The following is a 22814-nucleotide window of genomic DNA, read 5'->3' on the forward strand; positions in this document are numbered from 1 at the left end:
CTGTGCCCACCGTCACATTAGGCTCGGCCGCGGCAAGGGAGTGCTGAAGTCCAGGCGAGCGAGGAGGCGGCCTTGTCCACACCTGCTGCGGAGCACCCGCCGGGGCGGTCGGCCGACGGGACCGCCGCCCGCGCGCGCGGTCTGACGAAGGCGTACGGCTCGGGCGAGACCACGGTGCGCGCCCTCGACTCGGTGGACGTGGACATAGCCCGTGGCCGCTTCACCGCGGTCATGGGGCCCTCGGGCTCCGGCAAGTCCACCCTCATGCACTGTCTGGCGGGGCTCGACAGCGTCTCCGCCGGTCAGGTGTGGCTCGGCGACACCGAGATCACGGGTCTGAAGGAGCGGGAGCTGACCCGGCTGCGCCGGGACCGGATCGGCTTCATGTTCCAGTCGTTCAACCTCATCCCGACGCTGAACGCGGCCGAGAACATCACCCTGCCCATGGACATCGCGGGCAAGAAGCCCGACGAGAAGTGGCTGGACCAGGTCATCGACACCCTCGGGCTGCGGGACCGGCTCAAGCACCGGCCCACGCAGCTGTCCGGCGGTCAGCAGCAGCGCGTCGCCTGTGCGCGGGCGCTGGCCTCCCGGCCCGAGCTGATCTTCGCCGACGAGCCGACCGGCAACCTCGACTCGCGCGCCGGTCTCGAAGTGCTGGGGATCCTGCGGGACGCCGTGGACGACCTCGGGCAGACGGTCGTCATGGTGACCCACGACCCGGGCGCGGCCGCCCACTCCGACCTGGTTCTCTTCCTCGCCGACGGGCGGATCGTGGACCGGATGGAGCAGCCTACGGCGGAGGCGGTCCTGGAGCGGATGAAGCGGTTCGACGTGGCGCGCGGCTCGTTCGACGGCGACGGCGCCGCCGAGGAGGACTGACCCGGTGCTGAAGGCAACTCTCAGAAGCTTCCTCGCCCACAAGGGACGGCTGCTGCTGTCCGCGCTGGCCGTCGTCCTGTCCGTGGCGTTCGTCGCGGGCAGCCTGATCTTCTCCGACACGGTCAGCCGCACCTTCGACCGGCTCTTCGCCTCCACCGCCGCCGATGTGACGGTGGGGCCGAAGGAGGACCTCAAGTCGTCCGTGCCGACCGGCGCCGTGCAGACCGTCCCGGCGGCCCTCGCGGACCAGGTCGCGAAGGTGGACGGGGTCGCGGCGACCCATGCGGACGTGTCCGTGCAGAACATCGTGGTGGTCGACAGCAGGAACAAGTCCGTCGGCCCGACCACGGGCGCCCCGACCATCGCCACCGACTGGTACCTCACCGACCGCAGTCCGGTGAAGCTGACCTCCGGCCACGCCCCGCGCGGCGCGGGCGAGGCGCTCCTCGACGCGGACACCGCCGACAAGAAGCACGTACGGATCGGCGACACGCTCACCGTGCAGGCGCAGCCGGGCACCTTCGAGGTGCGGGTCGTCGGCATCGCCACCTTCACCACCACCAACCCGGGCGCGGCGCTCGTCTTCCTCGACCCCGCCGTCGCCGCCCGCGAACTGCTCGGCTCCGCCGACCGGGCCACCGCCATCTCGGTGGACGCGGCCAAGGGCGTCAGCGACGACGTGCTCAAGCAGCGCGTCGGCCAGGCGATCGGCACCGGCGGCTACGACCTGAAGACGGCCGGCGAGCAGGCCAAGTCGGACGCCGCCGACCTCGGCGGATTCCTCGACGTGATCAAGTACGTGATGCTCGGCTTCGCCGGGATCGCGGTCCTGGTCGGCATCTTCCTGATCGTCAACACCTTCTCCATGCTGATCGCCCAGCGCACCCGCGAACTCGGTCTGCTGCGGGCGCTGGGCGCCGACCGGCGCCAGGTGCGTCGGTCCGTGCTGACCGAGGCGGTGCTGCTCGGCGTGGTCGGGTCCTCGCTGGGTCTGGCGGCCGGGATCGGCCTCGCGTTCGGGCTGATCAAGCTGATGAGCGCGTTCGGCATGAACCTCAAGGCCACCGAGATGGTCGTCGGATGGCCGACCCCCGTCGCGGCGTACGTCGTCGGTGTCGGCGTCACCTTCGTCGCGGCGTATCTGCCCGCCCGGCGCGCGGCGACCGTGTCGCCGATGGCGGCGCTCTCGGACGCCGAGATCGCCGGTGTGGGGCGGCCGTTGCGGACGCGGGCGATCGTCGGATCCGTCGTCGGGGCGGCCGGCGCGGCCGCGCTCGCCGGCTGCGCGACGGCGACCAGGACGAGTTCGGCGGCCTCGTTCCTCGGCCTCGGTGTCGTCCTGACGCTCATCGCGACCGTGATCGCCGGACCGCTGCTCGTGCGGCCGGTGATCCGCGTCCTCGGCGGGGCCTTCCCGGCGCTGTTCGGTTCCATCGGCCGGATGAGCCAGCGCAACGCGCTGCGCAACCCGCGCCGCACCGGTGCCACCGCGGCCGCGCTGATGGTCGGACTGGCCCTGGTCGGCGGGATGTCGGTGGCGAGCGCCTCCATGTCCAAGTCCTTCGACCAGCAGATCGACAAGACGCTCGGCGCCGACTTCGTCGTGCAGAACAGCAACTTCCTGCCGTTCACGAAGGAGATCACCGACAAGGTGCGCGGCACGGAGGGGGTGGGCCTGGTCGTACGGCAGCGGTTCGCGCCCGTGGCGGTGCGGCTGCCGGACGGCAAGCGGATCGAGACGACCGCCGCCGGTTACGACTCCCGGGTCGACGACGTCGCCCACGTCACCTACGCGAGCGGCAACACCGCGGCCGCGCTGGCGGACGGCAGCCTCGGCATGGACTCCGACTTCGCCAAGGACCACAAGGTGCGCCTCGGCAGTGTGATCCCGGTCGAGTTCCCGGGCGGCCGGACGACCGGGATGAAGGTCGGCGCGCTCACCGAGCAGGCCGGCTCCGGCGGGTTCGGCATGCAGGGCGGGCTGTTCTTCGGCATCGGCACGGCCGAGAAGTACGTGCCCGGCGGGCAGGACGCGTCCCTGTACGTCAACAAGTCCTCCGGCACCTCCGCCGACCAGCTGCGCTCGCGCCTGGAGAAGACGCTCGCCGCGTACCCGCAGGTGCAGGTGCGCGACCAGGCCGACTACAAGAAGCTGGTCCACGACCAGATCGCGGTGCTGCTCTACCTGGTGTACGCGCTGCTCGGCCTCGCGATCGTCATCGCGGTACTGGGTGTCGTCAACACCCTCGCCCTGTCGGTGGTGGAACGCACGCGGGAGATCGGCCTGCTGCGCGCTATCGGGCTCGCCCGGCGGCAGCTGCGCCGGATGATCCGGCTGGAGTCGGTGGTGATCGCGGTGTTCGGCGCGGTCCTGGGGCTGGCGCTGGGACTGGTGTGGGGCGTGTGCACCCAGCAGGTGCTGGCGCTGCAGGGCATGACGGCGCTCGCGATCCCCTGGGGCACGATCGTCGCGGTCGTCATCGGCTCCGCGGTCGTGGGCATCGTGGCGGCACTGCTGCCGGCGTTGCGCGCCTCCCGCATGAATGTGCTGGCGGCCATCGCACACGAGTGATGGAGGCGCGGGCGGCCGCCGCGCAGCCGTGATGAAGGTGCCGGCGGCCGCCGCGCACGCGTGAGGAACGTGCCGGCGGCCCTCGCCCTCGGGTGATGGAATCGCGGTGGAATCTCAAGTCACGTGCCGTCGGGGAGGGTTCATGCCGCGTCCGTTCCGTTTCGGGGTCAACCTGCTCGCTCCCGCGCCGACCGCACAGTGGCGTGCCAAGTGCCGGCGTGCCGAGGAGCTCGGGTACGACGTGATCCTCGTCCCCGACCACCTCGGCATGCCCGCGCCGTTCCCGGCGCTGGTGGCGGCCGCCGAGGCGACCGAGCGGCCGCGTCTGGGCACGTTCGTGCTCAACGCGGGCTTCTGGAACCCGGCGCTGCTGGCCCGTGAGGTGGCGACGACCGACGCGCTGACCGGCGGCCGCCTGGAACTCGGCCTCGGCACCGGCTACGTACAGGCTGAGCACGACACGGCCGGCCTGCCCTACGGCTCACCGCGCGAGCGGGTGGACCATCTGCGGCGCACGGTCGAGGAACTGGACCGGCTGCTCGGCTCCGCGGACCACCAGCCCCGCCCGGCTCAGTCACGGGTCCCGCTGCTGATCGGCGGCAACGGCGACCGGGTCCTGCGCCTGACCGCCGAGCACGCCGACATCGCCGGCTTCACCGGGGTCGGGCTGGTGCCGGGGAGCACGACGGGACGGCTGCGGCCCATGACAGCCGGGGAGCTGGACGAACGCGTGGGCCGCTACCAGGAACTGGCGGCCGGACGAGCGGAGCCCGCCGAGCTGAACCTGCTCCTCCAGACGGTGGCCCTCACGGATGACCCCGGAACCGCGCTCAAGCCGCTGCTGGAGCGCCAGCCGCAGCTCACCACCGAACAGGCGCTGGAGCTGCCCGTCGTGCTGGCCGGTCCGCCGGAGCGGCTCGTCGAGCAGGTGCGGGCGCGGCGCGAGCGGTACGGGTTCTCGTATCTGACCGTGCTGGAGCCGTACATGGAGGAGTTCGCGCCGGTGATCGCGGAGTTGCGCGGCGAGTAGCCGTCCGCATGCCGGAATTCCGCGTCGGGTTCCATGGCCCATGGTGTGATCGTCCGCATGACGGAACTGCGCATACGGGCCGCCGGACCCGACGACCTCGACACCGTGCTGGCCTTCTGGAAGTCGGCTGCGGAGGGCACGAGCATCAGCGACGACCGGGACGGTGTGGAGCGGCTGGTCGCCCGCGACCCCGAGGCGCTCATCCTGGCGGAGCTGAGCGGGGAGCTGGTCGGCACGGTGATCGCGGGCTTCGACGGCTGGCGCTGTCATCTGTACCGGCTCGCGGTGCATCCCGGGCGGCGTCGGCAGGGCATCGGCTCGGCGCTGCTGGCCGCCGCCGAGGAGCGGTTCGTACGGCTGGGCGGCCGACGCGGGGACGCCATGGTGCTGGTCCGCAACGAGACCGCTCAGCACGCCTGGCGGGCGGCCGGGTACACGCCTCAGGAGCACTGGCGGCGCTGGGTGAAGCCGCTGACCGACTGAGCCACTTTGCCCGTCCTTTACTATTGAGGGAACGACTCCGGTCACTCGGCCTCCGACGAAAGGTGTGAGCGTCCGCCCATGGGCGAGCCTCCCGGTCAACGACATCGCGCGTTCCCCCCTGCCCTGTCCGACGATGGGACGGAGGTGACCCGATGACCGAAGTGCTCCTCCTGTTCGTGGCGGTGCTGCTCTCGATCGCCTGTGGTGCCTTCGTCGCCGCCGAGTTCTCGCTGACCACGGTCGAGCGCGGCGAGCTGGAGCGGGCCGTCGAACGCGGCGAGCGCGGCGCGGCGGGCGCCCTCAAGGCCGTACGGACCCTGACGTTCCAGCTCTCCGGCGCGCAGCTCGGGATCACCGTCACCAACCTGGTGGTCGGCATGCTCTCCGAGCCGTCGATCGCCAAACTGATCGCGGGGCCGCTGGAGGCGCTCGGGCTCTCCTCGGGCACGGCGGGCTCGGTCGCGCTGGTGCTGGGCACGGCTCTGTCGACCGTGTTCCTGATGGTCGTCGGCGAGCTGGTGCCCAAGAACTGGGCGATCTCCTCGCCGCTGGCCGTGGCGAAGCGGGTGGGCAATCCGCAGCGCCTGTTCAGCGCCGCCTTCCGCCCCTTCATCACCCACCTCAACAACACGGCCAACCATGTGGTGCGCCGTTTCGGCGTCGAGCCCGCCGAGGAGCTGGCCTCCGCGCGCGGGCCCCAGGAGCTGGTGGCGCTGGCCCGGCACTCCGCCAAGCAGGGCGCCCTGGAGGCCGACACCGCCGAACTGTTCGTACGGACCCTGAACCTCGCCGACCTCAGCTCGGAGAACGTGATGACGCCACGCGTCCAGGTCGTCGCCCTGGACGTCCAGGCCACCTGTGAGGACGTGGCGAACGCGACCCGGGCGACCGGGCTGTCCCGGTTCCCGGTGTACCGCGGCAGCCTCGACTCGGTCGTCGGCATCGCGCACATCAAGGACGTCCTGGCCCTGCCCGCCGACGAGCGGCCGCACCGGCCCGTCTCCCAGGTGATGCGCGAGCCCCTGCTGGTCCCCGAGTCGCTCACCGTCGACCGGCTCCTCTACCGGCTCTCCGGCAAGCGCACGATGGCCGTCGTCATCGACGAGTACGGCGGTACGGCGGGCGTCGCGACCCTGGAGGACATCGTCGAGGAGGTCGTCGGCGAGGTGCGGGACGAGCACGACCCGCACGAGACCCCCGATCTCGCCCCCGCCGGGGCCGACGAGGAGGGCCGGGCGCTGTACTCGGCGGACGGCGCCGCCCGCACGGACCAGCTCGCGCGCGTGGGCCTCCGGGCGCCCGAGGGGCCGTACGAGACACTGGCCGGCCTCATCGCGACCGCACTGGGCCGCATACCGCGGACCGGCGACCGCGTCGAGGTGGCCGGCTGGCGGCTGGACGTGGTGGACGCGTCGGGGCGCCGGGCGGCCCGGGTGCTGCTGCACGCGCCGCTCGACGACGAGCACAGTACGCGGGAGGAGGGCGCGAAGTGACCGCCGTACAGTTGCTGATCGGTCTGACGACACTGGTCGCCAACGCCTTCTTCGTCGGGGCCGAGTTCGCGCTGATCTCGGTGCGCCGCAGCCAGATCGAGCCGCACGCCGAGCAGGGCGACCGGCGCGCGAAGGCAGTGCTGTGGGGCCTGGAGCACGTGTCGGCGCTGCTGGCGGCCGCCCAGCTCGGCATCACGCTGTGCACGCTGGTGCTGGGTGTGGTCGCGGAGCCGGCGATCGCGCATCTGCTGGAGCCCGTGTTCCATGCGCTGGGCGTGCCCGAGGGCGCGGGTCACGTCGTGTCCTTCGTGATCGCGCTGACGCTGGCGACGTATCTGCACATGCTGCTCGGCGAGATGGTGCCGAAGAACATCGCGCTCGCCGAACCGGTGCGCAGCGCGCTGCTGCTCGGCCCGCCCCTGGTCGCCCTGTCCCGTGCGCTGCGTCCGGTGATCTTCACGGTCAACGCCTTCGCCAACGGACTGCTCAAGCTGCTCAGGGTGGAGACCAGGGACGAGGTGGCGGCGACCTTCTCGGACGCGGAACTGGCCCAGATCGTCAAGGCCGCCGGTGAGGCGGGCCTGATCGACGACCGGGCGCGGGAGCGGCTGCACGACGCCCTGGAGCTGGGCAGCCGGCCGGTGCGGGACGTGGTGGTCCCACTGGAACGCGTCGTCTACGCGCGCGTGGGTGTCACTCCTGAGCAGCTGGAGCGGCTGTCGGCGGAGTCGGGCTTCTCCCGCTTCCCCGTGGTGGACGAGGGCCGTCGGATCGTGGGCTATCTGCACGTCAAGGACGCCCTGGACGCCTCGCCGCGGGACGAGGGGTTCCGGCTGCGGGACATGCGGCCGATCGCGCGCGTGCGGGAGAACACCCCGCTGGACGACGTGCTCACCGCGATGCGCGGCAGCCGTACGCATGTGGCGGGCGTGCTCGGCGCGGACGGACGGCTCGCGGGGCTGGTGACGATGGAGGACGTGCTGCGGGAGCTCTTCGGGCAGCACGCCTGACCGCCGCCGGGTCGGCGGCCGGGGGCCGACCGACCGCTGGGTATGGAGCCGGGATACCATCGCTGTCGCCATGCAGACGAATCCCACGCACCCCACCCACACCAGCCTGGTCGCGGTCGGCGACTCCTTCACCGAGGGCATGTCGGACCTGCTGCCGGACGGCTCCTACCGGGGCTGGGCCGACCTCCTCGCGGCGCGGATGGCCGCCCGCAGCCCCGGCTTCCGGTACGCCAACCTGGCGGTGCGGGGCAAGCTGATCGGGCAGATCGTCGACGAGCAGATCGACGTCGCGGCGGCCATGAACCCCGATGTGATCACCCTGGTCGGCGGGCTCAACGACACACTGCGGCCCAAGTGCGACATGGGACGGGTGAAGGGTCTGCTGACGGAGGCCGTGGAGCGTCTGGCGCCCGCCTGCGGGCAACTGGTGCTGATGCGCAGCCCCGGCCGAGAGGGCCCGGTCCTGGAGCGGTTCCGGCCGCGCATGGAGGAGCTGTTCGCCTGCGTCGACGAGCTGGCGGTGCGGCACGGCGCCGCGGTGGTGGACCTCTACGGGGCGCCTTCGCTGGCCGACCCGCGGATGTGGGACGTGGACCGGCTGCATCTGACGGCTGAGGGGCACCGGCGGGTCGCCGAGGCGGTCTGGCAGACGCTCGGCTACACGCCCGAGGACACCGAGTGGCGCACCCCGGTGGCGGCCACGCCGCCACCGGGCTGGGTCACCCGGCGGGCCGCGGACGCGCGGTTCGCCAAGCAGCACCTGCTGCCGTGGATAGGCCGCCGGCTGACCGGCCGCTCGTCCGGGGACGGCCGCCCGGCGAAGCGGCCGGAGCTGCTGCCGTACGAGGGTCCGGCGGCGTAGCGGCCGTGACCACGCGGGTGATCAACGTCCGGGGCCGGATCCACGAGTTCGGCCCCCGGCTGGAGCACGCCCCCGAGGACGTCGTCTATGTCGGCCGGCGCTGGACGCTGGGCGGCTGGGACCTGCCCCGGCACCCGCTGTACAACCCCTTCGCCTACGACACCCCGAAGAAGAAGCGTCAGGGCACCCGGGCCGAGGTCATCGCGATGTACCAGGCGTATCTGCTGGAGCGGCCCGACCTGCTCGACCTGGTGCCGGAGCTGCGCGGGAAGAGGCTGGCCTGCTGGTGCGCACCCGAGCCGTGCCATGCGGACGTGCTGGCGGAACTGGCCGAGACGGACGACGTGTCCTAGGCCTCTCGGACGATGTTCCCCGGGCCTCGGAGACGACGTGTCCTGGGCCTCGGGGACGACGTGTCCTGGGCCTCGTCGGCCCCTTGTAGGTTCCGCCGAACGGGCCCGTGGCGCTGGCCTGCATGAATCGCCAGTAGAATCCGTACACGTGACTTCAGCGCCCGCCAAGCCCCGCATCCCGAACGTCCTCGCCGGACGCTACGCCTCCGCCGAGCTCGCCACGCTCTGGTCCCCCGAGCAGAAGGTGAAGCTGGAGCGGCAGCTCTGGCTCGCCGTGCTGCGCGCCCAGAAGGACCTCGACATCGAGGTGCCGGACGAGGCGATCGCCGACTACGAGCGCGTCCTCGACACCGTCGACCTGGCCTCGATCGCCGAGCGCGAGAAGGTCACGCGGCACGACGTGAAGGCCCGTATCGAGGAGTTCAACGACCTCGCCGGGCACGAGCACGTGCACAAGGGCATGACGTCCCGCGACCTGACGGAGAACGTCGAGCAGCTGCAGATCCGGCTCTCGCTGGAGCTGATGCGCGACCGTACGGTGGCCGTCCTGGCGCGGCTGGGCAGGCTGGCCGGCGAGTACGCCGAGCTGGTCATGGCCGGCCGGTCCCACAACGTCGCCGCCCAGGCCACCACCCTCGGCAAGCGCTTCGCGACCGCGGCCGACGAGCTGCTCGTCGCCCACGGCCGCATCGAGGAGCTGCTGTCCCGCTACCCGCTGCGCGGCATCAAGGGCCCGGTCGGTACGGCGCAGGACATGCTGGACCTGCTGGGCGGCGACGCGTCGAAGCTCGCCGAGCTGGAGGACCGGATCGCGGCGCACCTCGGCTTCTCGCGGGCCTTCACCTCGGTCGGCCAGGTCTACCCGCGCTCGCTGGACTACGAGGTGGTGACCGCGCTGGTGCAGCTGGCGGCGGCGCCGTCCTCGCTGGCCAAGACGATCCGGCTGATGGCCGGACACGAGCTGGTGACCGAGGGCTTCAAGCCCGGTCAGGTCGGCTCGTCCGCGATGCCGCACAAGATGAACACCCGCTCCTGCGAGCGCGTCAACGGCCTCATGGTCATCCTGCGCGGCTACGCCTCGATGACGGGCGAGCTGGCGGGCGACCAGTGGAACGAGGGCGACGTGTCCTGCTCGGTGGTGCGCCGGGTCGCCCTGCCGGACGCCTTCTTCGCGCTCGACGGTCTGCTGGAGACCTTCCTGACCGTGCTCGACGAGTTCGGTGCCTTCCCGGCGGTCGTCGCCCGTGAGCTCGACCGCTATCTGCCGTTCCTCGCCACCACCAAGGTGCTGATGGGCGCGGTACGCGCGGGCGTCGGCCGTGAGGTCGCGCACGAGGCGATCAAGGAGAACGCGGTCGCCACCGCGCTCGCGATGCGCGAGCAGGGCGCCGAGCGCAACGACCTGCTCGACAAGCTGGCCGCCGACGAGCGCCTCCCGCTCGACCGCGCACAGCTCGCCGAGCTGATGGCCGACAAGCTGTCCTTCACCGGCGCCGCCGCCGACCAGGTGGGTGTCGTCGTCGGGCGCATCCAGGAGATCGTCAAGCAGCACCCGGAGGCCGCCGGATACACGCCGGGGGCGATCCTCTGACCCGCTTCACCCAGGCGGAACTGGAGGCCGCCCGCGACCGTCTCGTCCCCGACGTGGTCGCGGCCGGTCTCCAGGTGCTGTTCTGCGGGATCAATCCCGGGCTGATGACGGCGGCGACGGGCCACCACTTCGCCCGTCCCGGGAACCGGTTCTGGCCGGTGCTGCATCGGTCCGGGTTCACGCCGAGGCTGATGAAGCCCGCGGAGCAGCAGGAGTTGCCGGCGTACGGACTCGGCATCACCAACGTCGTGGCGCGGGCGACCGCGCGGGCCGACGAGCTGACACCGCGGGAGTACGTGGAGGGCGGGCGGCTGTTGTCGGCGAAGGTGACGCGGCTGCGGCCGACGTGGCTGGCCGTGGTCGGGGTGACCGCCTACCGGGCCGCCTTCGGGGACCGCGGGGCCCAGGTGGGGCCGCAGGAGCGGACGATCGGGGACACGCGTGTGTGGGTGCTGCCCAATCCCAGCGGGTTGAACGCCCATTGGACGGCGGCGACGATGGCGGAGGAGTTCGGGCGGTTGCGGGAGGCCGCGCGGAGCTGATGGGTCAGGGTGGGTCGGTCTCGGTGACCACCGCCAGCAGTTGGAAGGGCAGTTCGGTGTCCCACTGGGACACGCCCAGCGCGAGCCAGCGGCCCGAGTCCGTCCGCCACAGATGCACATCGGGGACGTGGGAGGCGAGCGTGCCCCACGGCTCCGCCGCCTCCTCCCCCTCCAGGCCGCGCCGGAACACGCTGTCCAGGCTGAACACGTCCGCCGGTCCCCACCGCTCGGCGAGCCGCTCCGCCAACGCGTCCCGGTCGGCTTCGTACTGCGCCTCCGTCTCCTCCCGCTCGGTGCCGTCGTCCTCGTGGAAATCGCCGCTGGTCTCTAACTCGGCTATCAGATACCCCGGCCCGCCCGTGCCCACGTCGGTCCTGCCGTCCGCCGCGGGGAACTCCCGGGCGCACAGCCGCTCGATCACAGCAAGGCAGTTCGCGATGTCCATGTGATCCAGTAAAGCGGGCCCCACTGACAATTGGCGGGCTGTCAGGCATCCCTGCGCTGGATGCTCCAAGCGCCCGCGCACAGGGCCGCCGCAGCCCACAGCGCGGTCACCGCGAGCCCGGTCCAGGGGCCGAGGGAGCCGTCCCACGTGCTGTGCAGGGCCACTTGGCCGGCCCGGTCGGGCAGGTAGTCGGCGACACCCGCGGACAGGTCGCCGATGACGAAGGACACGATCAGCAGGAACGGGATCAGGATGGAGAGGGTCGCGACGCCGCTGCGCAGCACGGCCGCGAGTCCGGCGGCGAACAGTGCCATCAGCGTGAGGTGCAGGCCACAGCCGAGCGCGCCGCGCACTCCTTCGGCCCAGGTCGGCCCGGAGGCGCCGAGGACGGCCTTGCCCACCAGCAGGGTCACCACCCCGGTGACCAGCCCGACGGCGAGGACGGGCAGGGCGATCGCCGTGGCCTTCGCGGCGAACCAGCGCCGCCGGTCGGGCACGGCCGCCAGGGTCAGCCGCAGGGCGCCGCCCCGGAACTCCGAGGACAGGGCCGTCGTACCGAAGGCGATCGCGGCGATCTGCCCGAAACTGATGCCGAAGAACACCGAGAACAGCGGGTCCGTGTCGTCGGTGCCCGCGTCCGCGGAGGCGGAGGCCAGCGCGGAGAAGGCGGCGGTGGTGACGAGGATCGCCACCAGACTGCCGACGAGCGAGCGCAGCGTCCGGATCTTGATCCACTCCGCGTGCAGGACGGGTGCGAAGGGCATGGTCAGGCCTCCTGGGGCTGGGTGGTGAACTCGGCCTCGGCCGTGGTCAGATCGAAGTAGGCCTGCTCCAAGGTGGCCTCCTGGGCGGCCAGTTCCAGTACGGGCACGCCCGCCTCGGACATGAGGCGGCCGAGGTCGTCCACGCGCGCGTGCCGTACGGTCCACGTCCCGTCCTCGCCGCGGGAGGCGTCGTGACCGTGCCGGGCAAGCAGGTCGCCGAGCGCGGCGTCGTCGGTGGTACGGATCCTGACCCGGGGCCGTACGCGTGCGTGGATGAAGTCCTGGACGGGGGTGTCGGCGAGGAGGCGGCCGCGGCCGAGGATCACGAGGTGGTCGGCGAAGGCGGCGGTCTCGTGCATCAGATGGCTGGAGACCAGGACGGTCCGGCCGTCCGCCGCCAGTGAGCGCAGCAGGGTACGGATCCAGACGATGCCCTCGGGGTCGAGGCCGTTGGCGGGCTCGTCCAGCAGGATCACCTCCGGGTCGCCGAGCAGGGCGGCGGCGATGCCGAGCCGCTGGCGCATACCGAGGGAGTACGTCTTCACCCGGCGCCGGGCCACGGCGGCGAGTCCGGTCTGTTCCAGCACGGCGTCGATCCTGCGGTCCGGGATGCGGTTGCCGGCCGCGAGGGCCCGCAGATGGTCGCGTGCGGTGCGCGAGCCGTGCGCGGCCCGCGCGTCGAGCAGGGCGCCCACCTTGCGCAGGGGCTCGTGGAGTTCAGCGTAGGCGCGGCCGCCGATCGTGGCGGTGCCTGAGGTCGGCCGGTCCAGGCCGAGGACGAGCCGCATGGTGGTCGACTTTCCGGCGCCGTTGGGGCCGAGGAAGCCCGTGACGCGGCCGGGGCGGACGCGGAAGGTGAGGTGGTCCACGGCCCGTCGGCTGCCGTACTCCTTGGTGAGGTCTCGTACGTCGATGCTGGTCATGGCAACACCCTGACGTCTCACGGGCGTTGGTTCCTCCCCCGTCGGTGGAGATCCTCTCCCCCGCCCGGGGGAGGCCTGTTGTCGGTGCCACCTGCCACGATGGTCCGATGGCCCGCCTTCTGCGCCCGCTGACGCGGGGGACGACGTACACGCGGCTGCTGCATCTGTGGCTGCCGATGCTGATCTTCAGCGTGTGGATGTTCATCGACTCGTCGAAGCCGTGGGTGCCCGCGCTCGTGCTCGTTCCGTTCGGGCTCCTCCCGGTCGTGCGGATGGGCGAGGGCGTGCAGGCGCGGCTGCTGCTCACGCCCGGCGTGGCGGAGCCGGGGATCTCCGTGACGCCGTCGGCGACCTGGTCGGACCGGCTGCGCACGGTGCTGTGGATGGAGGTGCGGCTGGTCCTGGGCGTGGCCACCTCGATGGCCTCGGTGTGGCTGCCGTTGCTCGCGTACGAACTCGGCAGCATGGCGTGGGGACGGGTTCCCGCCGACATTCCGGTGCTGAACCGGGCGGAGCCGCACTGGGCCTACGCCTTGCTGATCCCGCTCCCCCTGGTCGCGCTCTATGGCGCCCTCCTCGGTCTCGGCGAGCTCGTGACCGCCGTCGCGCGGCGGCTGCTCGGTACGTCCGCCGCCGAGCGGCTCGCCGCCCTGGAGGAGCGGACCGAGCAGCTCCTGGAGCGCACCCGTATCGCCCGTGAGCTGCACGACTCCATCGGGCACGCGCTGACGGTGGCGGTGGTACAGGCGGGCGCTGCGCGGACGGCGGGCGACCCGGAGTTCACCGACCGCGCCCTGAGCGCCATCGAGGAGACGGGGCGGGCCGCGCTGGAGGACCTGGAGCGGGTGCTGAGCGTCCTGCGCGAGTCGCAGCGGCCGGTGAGCGGCCGGCCCACCCTGGCCGACGCCGACCGGCTCCTGGATTCCGCGCGCGCCTCCGGCGCCAAGGTCGACGCCGAGGTGACCGGTCCCGTGGAGACGGTGCCGGGACCGGTCTCCCGCGAGGGCTACCGCATCCTCCAGGAGGCGCTGACCAATGTGCTGCGCCATGCGGGGGCCGTGCCGGTGCGGGTGCGTGTCACGGTGGCCGGGGGCACCCTCGCGCTGGAGGTGCGCAATCCGCTCAAGGCCCCGGTACCCGGTCCCGGCCGGGGCAGCGGGCTGCGGGGCATACGCGAGCGCGCGGCCCTGCTCGGCGGCCGCGCACACACCGGACCGCACGAGGGCGACTGGCAGGTGCACGCCCAACTGCCGTTGCGGTGATCTGGGGGGTGTCGTTTGGATCAGGTCGGCCGTGACGAACGGTGCGGGTCGGCCGACCCGAGCGGGGTCTGGTGCGTGCAGCTGCAAGGCGGAGGAGGGAGTCGACGCGGAGCGATGGGGGTCCCCCCTGCTCGAACGAAGCCGAGAGCTTGGGGGAGAGTGACGACAACGCGGCTGGGGGTCCCCCCTGCTCGAAGAGCTTGGGGGAGTGCGTGCCAGACCCCGCGACGCCGGCATGATCCAAACGACATCCCCTAGGCTTGGCGGATGCCGGTCACCGTTCTCCTCGTCGATGACGAACCCCTGGTCCGCGCCGGTCTGCGAGCCGTGCTGGAGGCGCAGTCCGACATCGAGGTGGTCGGCGAGGCGGCCGACGGGGCGGCGGTGATCCCGTTGGTGCGGCAGCTGCGGCCCGATGTGGTCGCCATGGACGTACGGATGCCGCTGCTGGACGGGATCGAGGCCACGCGCGCGGTGCTGCGCACCGTCGCCGATCCGCCGAAGATCCTGGTGGTGACCACGTTCGAGAACGACGAGTACGTGTACGAGGCGCTGCGCGCGGGCGCGGACGGGTTCCTGCTGAAGCGGGCCCGGCCCGCCGAGATCGTGCACGCCGTGCGGCTGGTCGCGGCGGGCGAGTCGCTGCTGTTCCCCGCGTCGGTGCGCCAACTCGCCGCGCAGTACGGCGACGGCAGTGGAAACCGGGCGGCGCGCGCCGTGCTGGAGCGGGCCCGGCTGACCGAGCGGGAGGCCGAGGTGCTGCGGCTGATGACCCGGGGGCTGTCGAACGCGGAGATCGCGGACCGGCTGGTCGTCGGCACCGAGACGGTCAAGTCGCATGTCAGCGCCGTACTGGCGAAGCTCGGCGCCCGGGACCGCACCCAGGCGGTGATCACGGCGTACGAGTCGGGGTTCGTGGCACCCGGCTGATCAAGTGCGCCCACGCGTCCCGGGCGGCCCGGCACTCGCCCGGCTCCGCCGTGCCGAGTACGATCCGCCCAACACGCGCACGAGCTGGGAGGACGGACGTTGGGGCGGCTGACCGGCGGCGATCCCTCGCTGCTCCGAAGGATCAATTCCGCGGTGGTGCTGCACGCGCTGCGTGCCACGGACTGTGCGACGCTCACCGAGATCACCCGGGTCACCGGACTGTCCCGGCCGACCGTCGAGGGCGTCGTCGAGGGGCTCATCGAGGGCGGTCTCGTCGTCGAGAAGGCCGCCGAGGAGGGCGTCACCCGGCGTCAGGGGCGGCCCGCACGGCGCTTCCGGTTCCGGGCCGAGGCCGGACATCTGCTGGGCCTGGAGATCGGGGCGCACCGCGTCGCCGCGCTCCTGGCCGACCTCGACGGCCGGGTGCTGGGCGCGCAGGCCAAGGAGGTCGACGAGACGGCCGACGCGGACGAGCGCCTGGAGCGGTTGCGGACGGCCGTCGCCGAGCTGCTGCGCCGGGCCGGGGTCCCACGGGGCTCACTGCGTGCGGTGGGCGTCGGCGCACCGGGGATCGTCGAGGCCGACGGCACCGTGCGGCTCGGCACCGCGCTTCCCCAGTGGACGGGTCTGCGGCTCGGCGAGCGGCTCAGCCGCTCCTTCAAGTGCCCGGTCCTGGTCGAGAACGACGCCAATGCCGCGGCCGTCGCCGAGCACTGGAAGGGCGCCGCGACCGAGTCGGACGACGTCGTGTTCGTCCTGGCGGGACTGAGCCCGGGCGCCGGTTCGCTGATCGGCGGGCGGCTGCACCGCGGGTACGGAGGGGCGGCCGGAGAGATCGGCGCGCTGCATCTGCTGGGCCGGGAGGCGACCCCGGAGACGCTCCTGTCCACCACGGACGAGCCGCTGCACCCGCTGGACGAGCAGGCGGTGGCGGAGGTGTTCGCGCTCGCGCGCGAGGGCGACAAACGGGCCCGCGCGGCCGTCGACCGTTTCATCCAGCGGCTGGTCCACGACGTGGCGGCACTGGTCCTGGCCCTGGACCCGGAGCTGGTGGTCGTCGGCGGCTGGGCGGCCGGTCTGGACGGCGTGCTGGAGCCGCTGCGCCATGAACTGGCCCGCTACTGTCTGCGGCCCCCCAAGGTGACGCTCTCCCTCCTGGGCGAGGCGGCCGTGGCCACGGGCGCCCTGCGGCTCGCCCTGGACCATGTGGAGGAGCAGTTGTTCGCGGTGGAGGGCACGGTGACCGCGCGCCGCTGAATCCGGGCGCGGCGGGCACGGCGTACGGCCGCTGCGGAGAGTCGGTGCCGCTGCCGGTGAAGCGCGCCGCACGCGAGACCGGCCGGCACCGACCCGAGCGGCGACGAGGCGTCCCCCGTCGGCTTCAGGAGCAACGCGCCAGGCCTGGCGGCTGCCGAGCGGTGCCGGGCCGAGGGCCGACCGACACTGCCGTCGGCTCTGCGTCCGACGCGCCTGGCCGCGACAGCGCCACCGCCGCACTCACCCCCGGGACCGCCGGGACCATCCGCACGGCTGCCGGAACAGCGTGCCGACACGCGGCAGCGGCCAAGCGACGCCTCCCCCGGGCCGATCGTGGACATCGCGCCGACGGCTGGGAAAAGCGCCGCGCCCCGGTGAGGTTCCGGGGCGCGGTCGGTGCGTGTCGGGGCGGCGGTGGCGCTGGGTTACGAGGCCTGCCGCTCGGGGCCGTGGTGGATCTCCACGCCTCCGGAGTCGCCGAAGGTCAGCCGGCAGGTGTCCGCGCGGTAGGTGGCGACGGAGAGTGCGGCGGTGCGTCCCTCGGCGAAGAAGCGGGTGGTGACGACGAGGACGGGCGCGCCGGGAAGGCGGTCGAGTTCCTTGGCGTCGTCGGCGCGGGCCGAGCCGAGTTCCACGGAGCGCTCCTGGCCCTCCAGCTCCAGGCGCTGCAGTTCGCGCAGGACGGCACGCGCGCGTGCCGTGCCGTTCGGTGTGTCGATCGCCGACAGGTCGGGCACCGAGGAGGCCGGGATGTAGAGCAGTTCGGCGGCGACCGGCTGGCCGTGGGAGACACGGGAGCGGCGCACGGTGTGCACGGGCTCCTCGGGGTCGGTCCCCAGGGCGGCGGCGACGGTGGCGGGCGGTGCCGTCCGCGTGCTGTCGGCGGGCTGCCAGGCGTCACCGGCGGCGCCCGGCCAGACGTGCTGCTCGGCGCCGACGGACACGCCGACGCGCGGCGGGGCGACGGTCGTCCCGACTCCGCGGCGGCGCTGCAGCCGGCCTTCCAGCTCAAGCTGTTCGAGGGCCTGGCGGAGCGTGGCGCGGGCGACTCCGAAGCGGGCGGCGAGGTCGCGTTCGTTGGGCAGGATCTCGCCGACCGAGAACTCGGAGTCGAGTGCCTCACTGAGCACGGTCTTCAGGTGCCAGTACTTCGGTTCCGGCACCGATTCCAGCTGCGTGGTCCCCACCCTGTCCTCCGCAATCGCCGTGGTCCGGCGGCGTTTTTGGCGCCCTTGTTTATTAAAGGTTGTTGTACTTATCTGCGACCATAGGACGGCCCCCACCCTTGGTCAAGACCAATCCTCGATCCCTTACGCAACGCACAGGACCGGCGCCGCGGAGCGTTCATGAGGCGTTCTCACAAGGCCGTGTTCGTGACATCGCGGCAAAGCTCCCGTCGCGTGACGGGGCCTCGGGCGGTACGGCTCAGCCTGCGGCCAGGGACCGCAGCTTGTCGGGGTTGCGGATGACGTACACCGCGTGGACGACGCCGTCGGCGGCATCGATCTGCAGCACGCTGTCGGGCTTGTCCCCGGACAGGGCCAGCACCGCGACGCCGCCGTTGACCTCCAGGAGGCAGAAGGACAGCCCGGTTCCGTCCTTGCGCGCGGCGCCGATGACGAACCGGCCCACCTTGTCGGCGGTCTCCAGGATCCGCAGCGGTGCCTTCGCCTTGCCGCCGCTGTCGCCGACCAGGCGGACGTCGGGGGCCAGCAGTGCCATCAGGCCCGCGAGGTCGCCCTCGGCCGCCGCGGCGAGGAACCGCTCCGTCAGGTCCCGGCGCTGGGCCGGGTCGACCTCGTAGCGCGGCCGCCGCTCGTCGACGTGCCGGCGGGCCCGTCCGGCGAGTTGACGCACCGCCGCCTCGCCGCGGTCGAGCATGGCGGCGATGTCCGCGTACGGATAGGCGAACGCCTCCCGCAACACGAACACGGCGCGCTCCAGCGGGGACAGCGACTCCAGCACGACGAGCACGGCGAGGGAGACCGAATCGGCCAGCACGGCGCGCTCCGCCGTGTCCGGGACGGTGTCGCCGAAGTCGGTGACGTACGGCTCCGGGAGCCACGGGCCGACGTAAGCCTCGCCCCGCGCCCGGATCTGGCGGAGCCGGTCGATGGCCAGCCGGGTGGTCACGCGCACCAGATAGCCGCGCGGTTCGCGCACGTCGCCGCGGTCCGCGCCGGACCAGCGCAGCCAGGCGTCCTGGACCACGTCCTCCGCGTCGGCCACCCGCCCGAGCATGCGGTAGGCGACGCCCATGAGAACGGGACGGTGCTCCTCGAAGACGTCGGTCACGGTGTCGGCGCTCACGCCTCCATCCCAGCCGACACAACGCGCGGTGTCCAGGCGGAATCGACCCGTCCAGGGCGCGCCCGGACCACAATGATCGGCGGACCGTCGGCGGTCGGCGGACCGGACGCGGGAGGTGGCCGATGCGGTACGCGGTGCTGGGCACGGGCGAGGTGGGCCGCACACTGGGGGGCAAGCTGGTGCGGTTGGGGCACGAGGTGACCCTGGGCTCGCGCACGAAGGACAATCCGGCCGCTCTGGAATGGGCGCGGGAGGCGGGCGCCGGGGCGAGTGCCGGGACGTTCGCGGAGGCGGCCGCGGCCGCCGAGGTGATCGTGAACGCCGTGGGCGGTCGGGTGGCGCAGTCGGCTCTGGAGGCGGCCGGCACGGCGCATCTCGACGGCAAGGTCGTCATCGACGTCTCCAACCCGCTGGCGTTCGAGGAGGGGCAGCTGCGGCTGGACCCGGTCGAGTCGGACAGTGTGGGCGAACGGCTCCAGCGGGCCTTCCCGCACGCGCGCGTGGTGAAGACGCTGAACACCGTCAACTGCCAGGTGATGGTGGATCCGGCGCGGGTGCCGGGCGAGCACCAGATGTTCCTGTGCGGGGAGGATGCCGACGCCAAGGAGCAGGTGACGGCGATGCTCGGCGAGTTCGGCTGGCCGGCCGAAAGGGTCCTGGACCTGGGCGGTATCCGGGCGGCGCGTTCCCTGGAGATGTATCTGCCGCTGTGGATGAATCTGATGCAGAGCCTCGGCCACGCCGACTTCAACGTGCAGGTCCGCACGGCGCGTTGAAGCCCCTGCCGCGGCACGACACGCCGCAACTGGGGGCTACCCGCCGGTAGCAATTGCTGACAAGCTGTCTACGGCGTCCATCGGCCCGTCCAGACGAGGAGCACCCCATGTCCGCGACCGTCTCCTTCACGGTCCCCTCCGCGCACGGCCAGCGGCCGGTGACCGTCTCCTACGCGCGCGTGGGGGACGGCGAACCACTGGTGCTGCTGCACGGCATCGGCCACCACCGGCAGGCCTGGGACCCCGTGGTGGACATCCTCGCGACCGAGCGCGATGTGATCGCCGTGGATCTGCCCGGCTTCGGCGCGTCCCCGGCGCTGCCGGACGGCCTCGCCTACGACCTGCCCACCACCAACTCCGTGCTCGCCGCCCTGTTCGAGGCACTGGACCTGGACCATCCGCACGTGGCGGGCAACTCGCTGGGCGGCCTGCTGGCCCTGGAGCTGGGCCGCGAGAAGCTCGTACGGTCCGTCACCACCCTCTCCCCGGCCGGGTTCTGGTCGGAGGCCGAGCGGCTGTACGCCTTCGGCGTCCTCATCGCGATGCGGCGGATCTCCCAGCAGCTCCCGGTGCCGCTGGTCGAGCGGCTGGCCCGCACCGCGGCCGGCCGGACGGCCCTGACGAGCACCATCTACGCCCGTCCGGCCCGCCGTTCACCCGAGGCCGTGGTCGCCGAGACGCTCGCGCTGGCCCAGGCCACCGGATTCGACGCGACGCTGCGGGCCGGTGCCGCCGTCCAGTTCACCGACGACCTCCCGGGGATCCCAGTCACCGTGGGCTGGGGCACCAGGGACTGGCTGCTGGTGCGCCGCCAGGGCGTCCGTGCCAAGCAGGTCATCCCCCGGGCCCGGCTGGTGCGGCTGCCCGGCTGCGGGCACTGCCCGATGAACGACGACCCTGCGCTCGTCGCCCGCGTGATCCTCGACGGCAGCCACTGACCGGCTCCGGACCCCGGTCAAGGCCCCCGAGCCCAGGGCGACTCCGGCGCCCACCAGGGCGCTGCCCGCGGCCTGGGCGAGACCGTAGGAGCCGGTTCCGGCGAACGGGGCGGTGCAGGCGGCCGCCACCGGGATGAGCCCGGAGAACAGCGTGGCGCGCTCCGCGCCGGTCCGCTGCATGCCCATGTACCAGCACACGAAGCCGACGACCGTGACGACCGCCGCCTGCCAGAGCAGCGCGGCGGCCTCGGTGGCGTCGGGGCGCCGCAGCCACCCGTCCCCGTCGAGGACGACGCCGGCGAGGGCCGACTCGACGGCGGCAATGGCACTCACCGTGGCGGACAGCAGCCGCGGCCCCAGCGGTCGCAGCACGGGGACCGCGAGGACCGCGAACCCGACCTCACCGGCCAGGGCGCAGACGGAGAAGGCGATCCCGGCCGCGTCGGTACGGCCCCACCCCTGCACCGTGAACGCGCCGACGGCGACCAGCAGCGCGCCGTACAGCACGAGTCGCAGCGGACGGCGGCCGTCGAGGAGCGGGAAGACGACCGCCACCGCCACGGGAGCGCAGCCCACGAAGACGCCCGGTACGGCCGGCTCGGCGGTGCGCTCGGCGGCGATGACGGACAGGTTGAAGCCGACCATGCCTACAGCCGCGAGCAGCGCCAGCCGGGCCCACCGGCGGGGCGTGAGCCCGCGCAGGCGCTGCGTCGACCCGCGGCCGGCGAGCGGGAGGAGCAGCACAGCGGCCAGTCCGTAGCGCAGGAACTGGCCGCCCGCGTACGGGTAGTCGCCGAGCACGCTGTTGGCGGTGAAGGAGCCTCCGACGAGCACGCAGGCGAATGCGGCGAGCAGGGCGCCGCGACGGGTGGCGTTCATGACGGCGACGCTAGGGACCGCGGCGGCCCGGTTTAAGGTCCACTTCCATGACGTCTTCGGAGACCAGTCGGGGCGGGCTGACGGGCACCGCCGCATGGGAACTGCTGCTGCCGGCCGCGTCGGCGCCGGCACGCGCGCGTGGTCGCGCGCTCCAGGCGGCACTGCGTGAGGCGATCCGCTCGGGACGGCTCGCGCCGGGCACCCGGCTGCCGTCGAGCCGGGACCTCGCGGCCGACCTCGGGGTGTCGCGCGGGCTGGTCACCGAGGCGTACGAGCAGCTGACCGCCGAGGGCTATCTGCGCAGCGACAGGGGAGCGGGCACATGGGTGGGCGGCGGCGTACGCACAGCCCCGCCCCGCGCGCGTGACCTGGCGCCACGCTCCCCCGGCGCGCGCGCCGACTTCGTCCCCGGGACACCGGACCTGTCGCTGTTCCCGCGCGCCGCCTGGGCCGCGGCGCAGCGGGCGGTGCTCGCGGACCTGCCGCACCACGACCTCGGCTACCCCGACCCGCGCGGACTGCCCCGGCTGCGCACCGCCCTCGCCGAACTGCTGGGCCGTCGCCGGGGCGTGGCCGCCGACCCGGAGCGGATCGTGGTCGTCTCGGGCGTCGCACAGGCCACGACCCTGCTGGGATTCGTGCTCCACGCGCGCGGGATGCGCACGGTCGGCGTCGAGGACCCGGGGAGCCCGCAGCACGAGGCCCTGTACGCCGCGGCCGGCATGGGCACCGTACCGCTGCCCCTGGACGACGAGGGACTGGCCCTGGACCCGCTGCGCGCCTCGGGAGTCCGCGCCGTGGTGACGACGCCGGCCCACCAGTTCCCCACCGGGATGGCGTACTCGGCGCGGCGGCGCACCGAGTTGCTCGACTGGGCCCGGTCGGTGGACGGGCTCATCCTGGAGGACGACTACGACGGCGACTTCCGGTACGACCGTGCCCCCGTGGGCGCGCTCCAGGGGCTGGACCCGGAGCGGGTCGCCTACACGGGGTCGGTCAGCAAGTCCCTCGCCCCGGGCCTGAGGCTGGGCTGGCTGCTCGTGCCCGAGTGGCTGGCCGACGAGGTGGTCGAACGCAAGCGGACCATGGATCTCGGGCACCCCTCACTGGACCAGGCGCTGTTCGCGCGCTTCCTGGAGCATGGCGACTACGACCGGCAGCTGCGCCGCTGTCAGCGCGCCTACCGCGAGCGGCGCGACGTCCTGGTCGCGGCGCTGGAGGAGCACTTCCCGCAGGCCAGGGTCTCGGGGATCGCCGCGGGTCTGCACGCCATCGCCGAACTGCCACGACGGTACGGGCCCGAGGAGCGCTTCCTGGAGCGGATGGCCGCCGCCGGTGTCGCGGTGCGTCCGCTCAGCGCGTGCGCACACGCGCGTGCCGATGACTCCGGTGTCCGGCTGGTCCTGGGGTACGCGCACCTGTCGCCGGCGCGGATCAGGGCGGGCGTGCAGCTGATGGCCGAGGCGCTGGCCGGGTGAGGGCCGGGGCGCCGGCCGGTTGAGGGCCGGGGCC

At 72.9% G+C, this 22814-nt stretch carries 21 protein-coding genes and 1 pseudogene; 16 read left to right on the top strand and 6 right to left on the bottom strand.

Going from position 1 to position 22814, the window contains the following annotated elements:
* Positions 1–72 precede the first annotated feature (72 nt).
* The 10 genes from AB0I54_RS32995 (at position 73) to mug (ending at position 10818) form a co-directional block, all read left to right on the top strand.
* Positions 73–882: an ABC transporter ATP-binding protein gene (locus tag AB0I54_RS32995; protein ID WP_363299903.1), complete on the top strand. Its 810-nt coding sequence runs from the start codon at positions 73–75 to the stop codon at positions 880–882.
* A 4-nt stretch (positions 883–886) separates the two neighbouring features.
* Entirely contained in the window at positions 887–3454 is a 2568-nt protein-coding gene (locus AB0I54_RS33000) for an ABC transporter permease (protein ID WP_363299904.1), read from the top strand.
* A 142-nt stretch (positions 3455–3596) separates the two neighbouring features.
* Positions 3597–4484: an LLM class F420-dependent oxidoreductase gene (locus AB0I54_RS33005; protein WP_363299905.1), complete on the top strand. Its 888-nt coding sequence runs from the start codon at positions 3597–3599 to the stop codon at positions 4482–4484.
* Between the two features lie 57 nt (positions 4485–4541).
* Entirely contained in the window at positions 4542–4967 is a 426-nt protein-coding gene (locus tag AB0I54_RS33010) for a GNAT family N-acetyltransferase (protein WP_363299906.1), read from the top strand.
* A gap of 152 nt (positions 4968–5119) precedes the next feature.
* On the top strand, positions 5120–6460 hold the full coding sequence (locus AB0I54_RS33015; RefSeq protein ID WP_363299907.1) for a hemolysin family protein: 1341 nt from the start codon (positions 5120–5122) through the stop codon (positions 6458–6460).
* Positions 6457–7470, top strand: a complete 1014-nt coding sequence (locus AB0I54_RS33020) for a hemolysin family protein (RefSeq protein ID WP_363299908.1) — start codon at positions 6457–6459, stop codon at positions 7468–7470. The genes AB0I54_RS33015 and AB0I54_RS33020 overlap by 4 nt, the downstream gene beginning before the upstream one ends.
* 70 nt (positions 7471–7540) lie before the next feature.
* Positions 7541–8332: an SGNH/GDSL hydrolase family protein gene (locus AB0I54_RS33025; RefSeq protein WP_363299909.1), complete on the top strand. Its 792-nt coding sequence runs from the start codon at positions 7541–7543 to the stop codon at positions 8330–8332.
* A 5-nt stretch (positions 8333–8337) separates the two neighbouring features.
* On the top strand, positions 8338–8685 hold the full coding sequence (locus AB0I54_RS33030) for a DUF4326 domain-containing protein (RefSeq protein ID WP_363299910.1): 348 nt from the start codon (positions 8338–8340) through the stop codon (positions 8683–8685).
* Between the two features lie 148 nt (positions 8686–8833).
* The gene (gene purB, locus AB0I54_RS33035; protein ID WP_363299911.1) at positions 8834–10276 is read left to right on the top strand and encodes an adenylosuccinate lyase; all 1443 of its coding nucleotides are present in this window, start codon (positions 8834–8836) and stop codon (positions 10274–10276) included.
* Positions 10273–10818, top strand: coding sequence for a G/U mismatch-specific DNA glycosylase (mug, locus tag AB0I54_RS33040; protein WP_363300039.1), 546 nt, complete (start codon positions 10273–10275; stop codon positions 10816–10818). Before purB ends, mug begins: the two co-directional genes overlap by 4 nt.
* Before the next feature lie 4 nt (positions 10819–10822).
* On the opposite strand, the gene AB0I54_RS33045 is transcribed toward mug, so the two are convergent.
* From AB0I54_RS33045 to AB0I54_RS33055, 3 genes are read right to left on the bottom strand one after another with little or no spacing between them, the layout of a single operon-like run.
* Complete coding sequence (locus AB0I54_RS33045) at positions 10823–11263, bottom strand: hypothetical protein (RefSeq protein WP_363299912.1); 441 nt, start codon at positions 11261–11263, stop codon at positions 10823–10825.
* 41 nt (positions 11264–11304) lie between these two features.
* A complete protein-coding gene (locus AB0I54_RS33050; RefSeq protein WP_363299913.1) occupies positions 11305–12027 on the bottom strand; it encodes an ABC transporter permease in 723 nt (240 codons plus the stop codon).
* A 2-nt stretch (positions 12028–12029) separates the two neighbouring features.
* The gene (locus AB0I54_RS33055; RefSeq protein WP_363299914.1) at positions 12030–12950 is read right to left on the bottom strand and encodes an ABC transporter ATP-binding protein; all 921 of its coding nucleotides are present in this window, start codon (positions 12948–12950) and stop codon (positions 12030–12032) included.
* Positions 12951–13057: 107 nt separating this feature from the next.
* Here AB0I54_RS33055 and AB0I54_RS33060 point away from each other — a divergent pair, with 107 nt between their 5' ends.
* The 3 genes from AB0I54_RS33060 to AB0I54_RS33070 all read left to right on the top strand — a co-directional run bounded on the left by AB0I54_RS33060 (position 13058) and on the right by AB0I54_RS33070 (position 16399).
* Positions 13058–14212, top strand: a complete 1155-nt coding sequence (locus AB0I54_RS33060) for a histidine kinase (RefSeq protein ID WP_363299915.1) — start codon at positions 13058–13060, stop codon at positions 14210–14212.
* A 267-nt stretch (positions 14213–14479) separates the two neighbouring features.
* Positions 14480–15142, top strand: a complete 663-nt coding sequence (locus AB0I54_RS33065) for a response regulator transcription factor (RefSeq protein ID WP_363299916.1) — start codon at positions 14480–14482, stop codon at positions 15140–15142.
* A gap of 99 nt (positions 15143–15241) precedes the next feature.
* A complete protein-coding gene (locus AB0I54_RS33070) occupies positions 15242–16399 on the top strand; it encodes an ROK family transcriptional regulator (RefSeq protein ID WP_363299917.1) in 1158 nt (385 codons plus the stop codon).
* Positions 16400–16824: 425 nt separating this feature from the next.
* Here the strand turns inward: AB0I54_RS33070 and AB0I54_RS33075 are convergent, their stop codons facing one another.
* Positions 16825–17586: a GntR family transcriptional regulator gene (locus AB0I54_RS33075; RefSeq protein WP_363299918.1), complete on the bottom strand. Its 762-nt coding sequence runs from the start codon at positions 17584–17586 to the stop codon at positions 16825–16827.
* A 238-nt stretch (positions 17587–17824) separates the two neighbouring features.
* The gene (locus AB0I54_RS33080; protein WP_363299919.1) at positions 17825–18709 is read right to left on the bottom strand and encodes an RNA polymerase sigma-70 factor; all 885 of its coding nucleotides are present in this window, start codon (positions 18707–18709) and stop codon (positions 17825–17827) included.
* A 122-nt stretch (positions 18710–18831) separates the two neighbouring features.
* On the opposite strand from AB0I54_RS33080, the gene AB0I54_RS33085 reads away from it, so the two are divergent.
* On the top strand, positions 18832–19485 hold the full coding sequence (locus AB0I54_RS33085) for an NAD(P)-binding domain-containing protein (protein ID WP_363299920.1): 654 nt from the start codon (positions 18832–18834) through the stop codon (positions 19483–19485).
* Positions 19486–19592: 107 nt separating this feature from the next.
* Positions 19593–20423, top strand: coding sequence for an alpha/beta fold hydrolase (locus AB0I54_RS33090; RefSeq protein WP_363299921.1), 831 nt, complete (start codon positions 19593–19595; stop codon positions 20421–20423).
* Between the two features lie 93 nt (positions 20424–20516).
* On the opposite strand, the pseudogene AB0I54_RS33095 reads toward AB0I54_RS33090, so the two are convergent.
* Positions 20517–21398 (bottom strand): annotated as a pseudogene (locus AB0I54_RS33095) (DMT family transporter); the annotation flags it as partial.
* Between AB0I54_RS33095 and AB0I54_RS33100 the strand changes: the two are divergent.
* Positions 21350–22780, top strand: a complete 1431-nt coding sequence (locus AB0I54_RS33100; protein WP_363299922.1) for a PLP-dependent aminotransferase family protein — start codon at positions 21350–21352, stop codon at positions 22778–22780. The pseudogene AB0I54_RS33095 and the gene AB0I54_RS33100 sit on opposite strands and share 49 nt — an antisense overlap.
* Positions 22781–22814: the final 34 nt, after the last annotated feature.

The sequence above is a fragment of the Streptomyces sp. NPDC050625 genome, from assembly GCF_040654755.1.
In the GTDB taxonomy this organism is placed as follows: domain Bacteria; phylum Actinomycetota; class Actinomycetes; order Streptomycetales; family Streptomycetaceae; genus Streptomyces.

What these genes read in the sequence shown, in the direction of transcription:
- AB0I54_RS33045 (WP_363299912.1), bottom strand. Translation starts at nt 11,263, where the DNA reads ATGGACATCGCGAACTGCCTTGCTGTGATCGAGCGGCTGTGCGCCCGG.
- AB0I54_RS33025 (WP_363299909.1), top strand. Translation starts at nt 7,541, where the DNA reads ATGCAGACGAATCCCACGCACCCCACCCACACCAGCCTGGTCGCGGTC.
- AB0I54_RS33005 (WP_363299905.1), top strand. Translation starts at nt 3,597, where the DNA reads ATGCCGCGTCCGTTCCGTTTCGGGGTCAACCTGCTCGCTCCCGCGCCG.
- AB0I54_RS33100 (WP_363299922.1), top strand. Translation starts at nt 21,350, where the DNA reads ATGACGTCTTCGGAGACCAGTCGGGGCGGGCTGACGGGCACCGCCGCA.
- AB0I54_RS33050 (WP_363299913.1), bottom strand. Translation starts at nt 12,027, where the DNA reads ATGCCCTTCGCACCCGTCCTGCACGCGGAGTGGATCAAGATCCGGACG.
- AB0I54_RS33055 (WP_363299914.1), bottom strand. Translation starts at nt 12,950, where the DNA reads ATGACCAGCATCGACGTACGAGACCTCACCAAGGAGTACGGCAGCCGA.
- AB0I54_RS33060 (WP_363299915.1), top strand. Translation starts at nt 13,058, where the DNA reads ATGGCCCGCCTTCTGCGCCCGCTGACGCGGGGGACGACGTACACGCGG.
- AB0I54_RS33015 (WP_363299907.1), top strand. Translation starts at nt 5,120, where the DNA reads ATGACCGAAGTGCTCCTCCTGTTCGTGGCGGTGCTGCTCTCGATCGCC.
- AB0I54_RS33085 (WP_363299920.1), top strand. Translation starts at nt 18,832, where the DNA reads ATGCGGTACGCGGTGCTGGGCACGGGCGAGGTGGGCCGCACACTGGGG.
- AB0I54_RS33065 (WP_363299916.1), top strand. Translation starts at nt 14,480, where the DNA reads ATGCCGGTCACCGTTCTCCTCGTCGATGACGAACCCCTGGTCCGCGCC.
- AB0I54_RS33090 (WP_363299921.1), top strand. Translation starts at nt 19,593, where the DNA reads ATGTCCGCGACCGTCTCCTTCACGGTCCCCTCCGCGCACGGCCAGCGG.
- AB0I54_RS33010 (WP_363299906.1), top strand. Translation starts at nt 4,542, where the DNA reads ATGACGGAACTGCGCATACGGGCCGCCGGACCCGACGACCTCGACACC.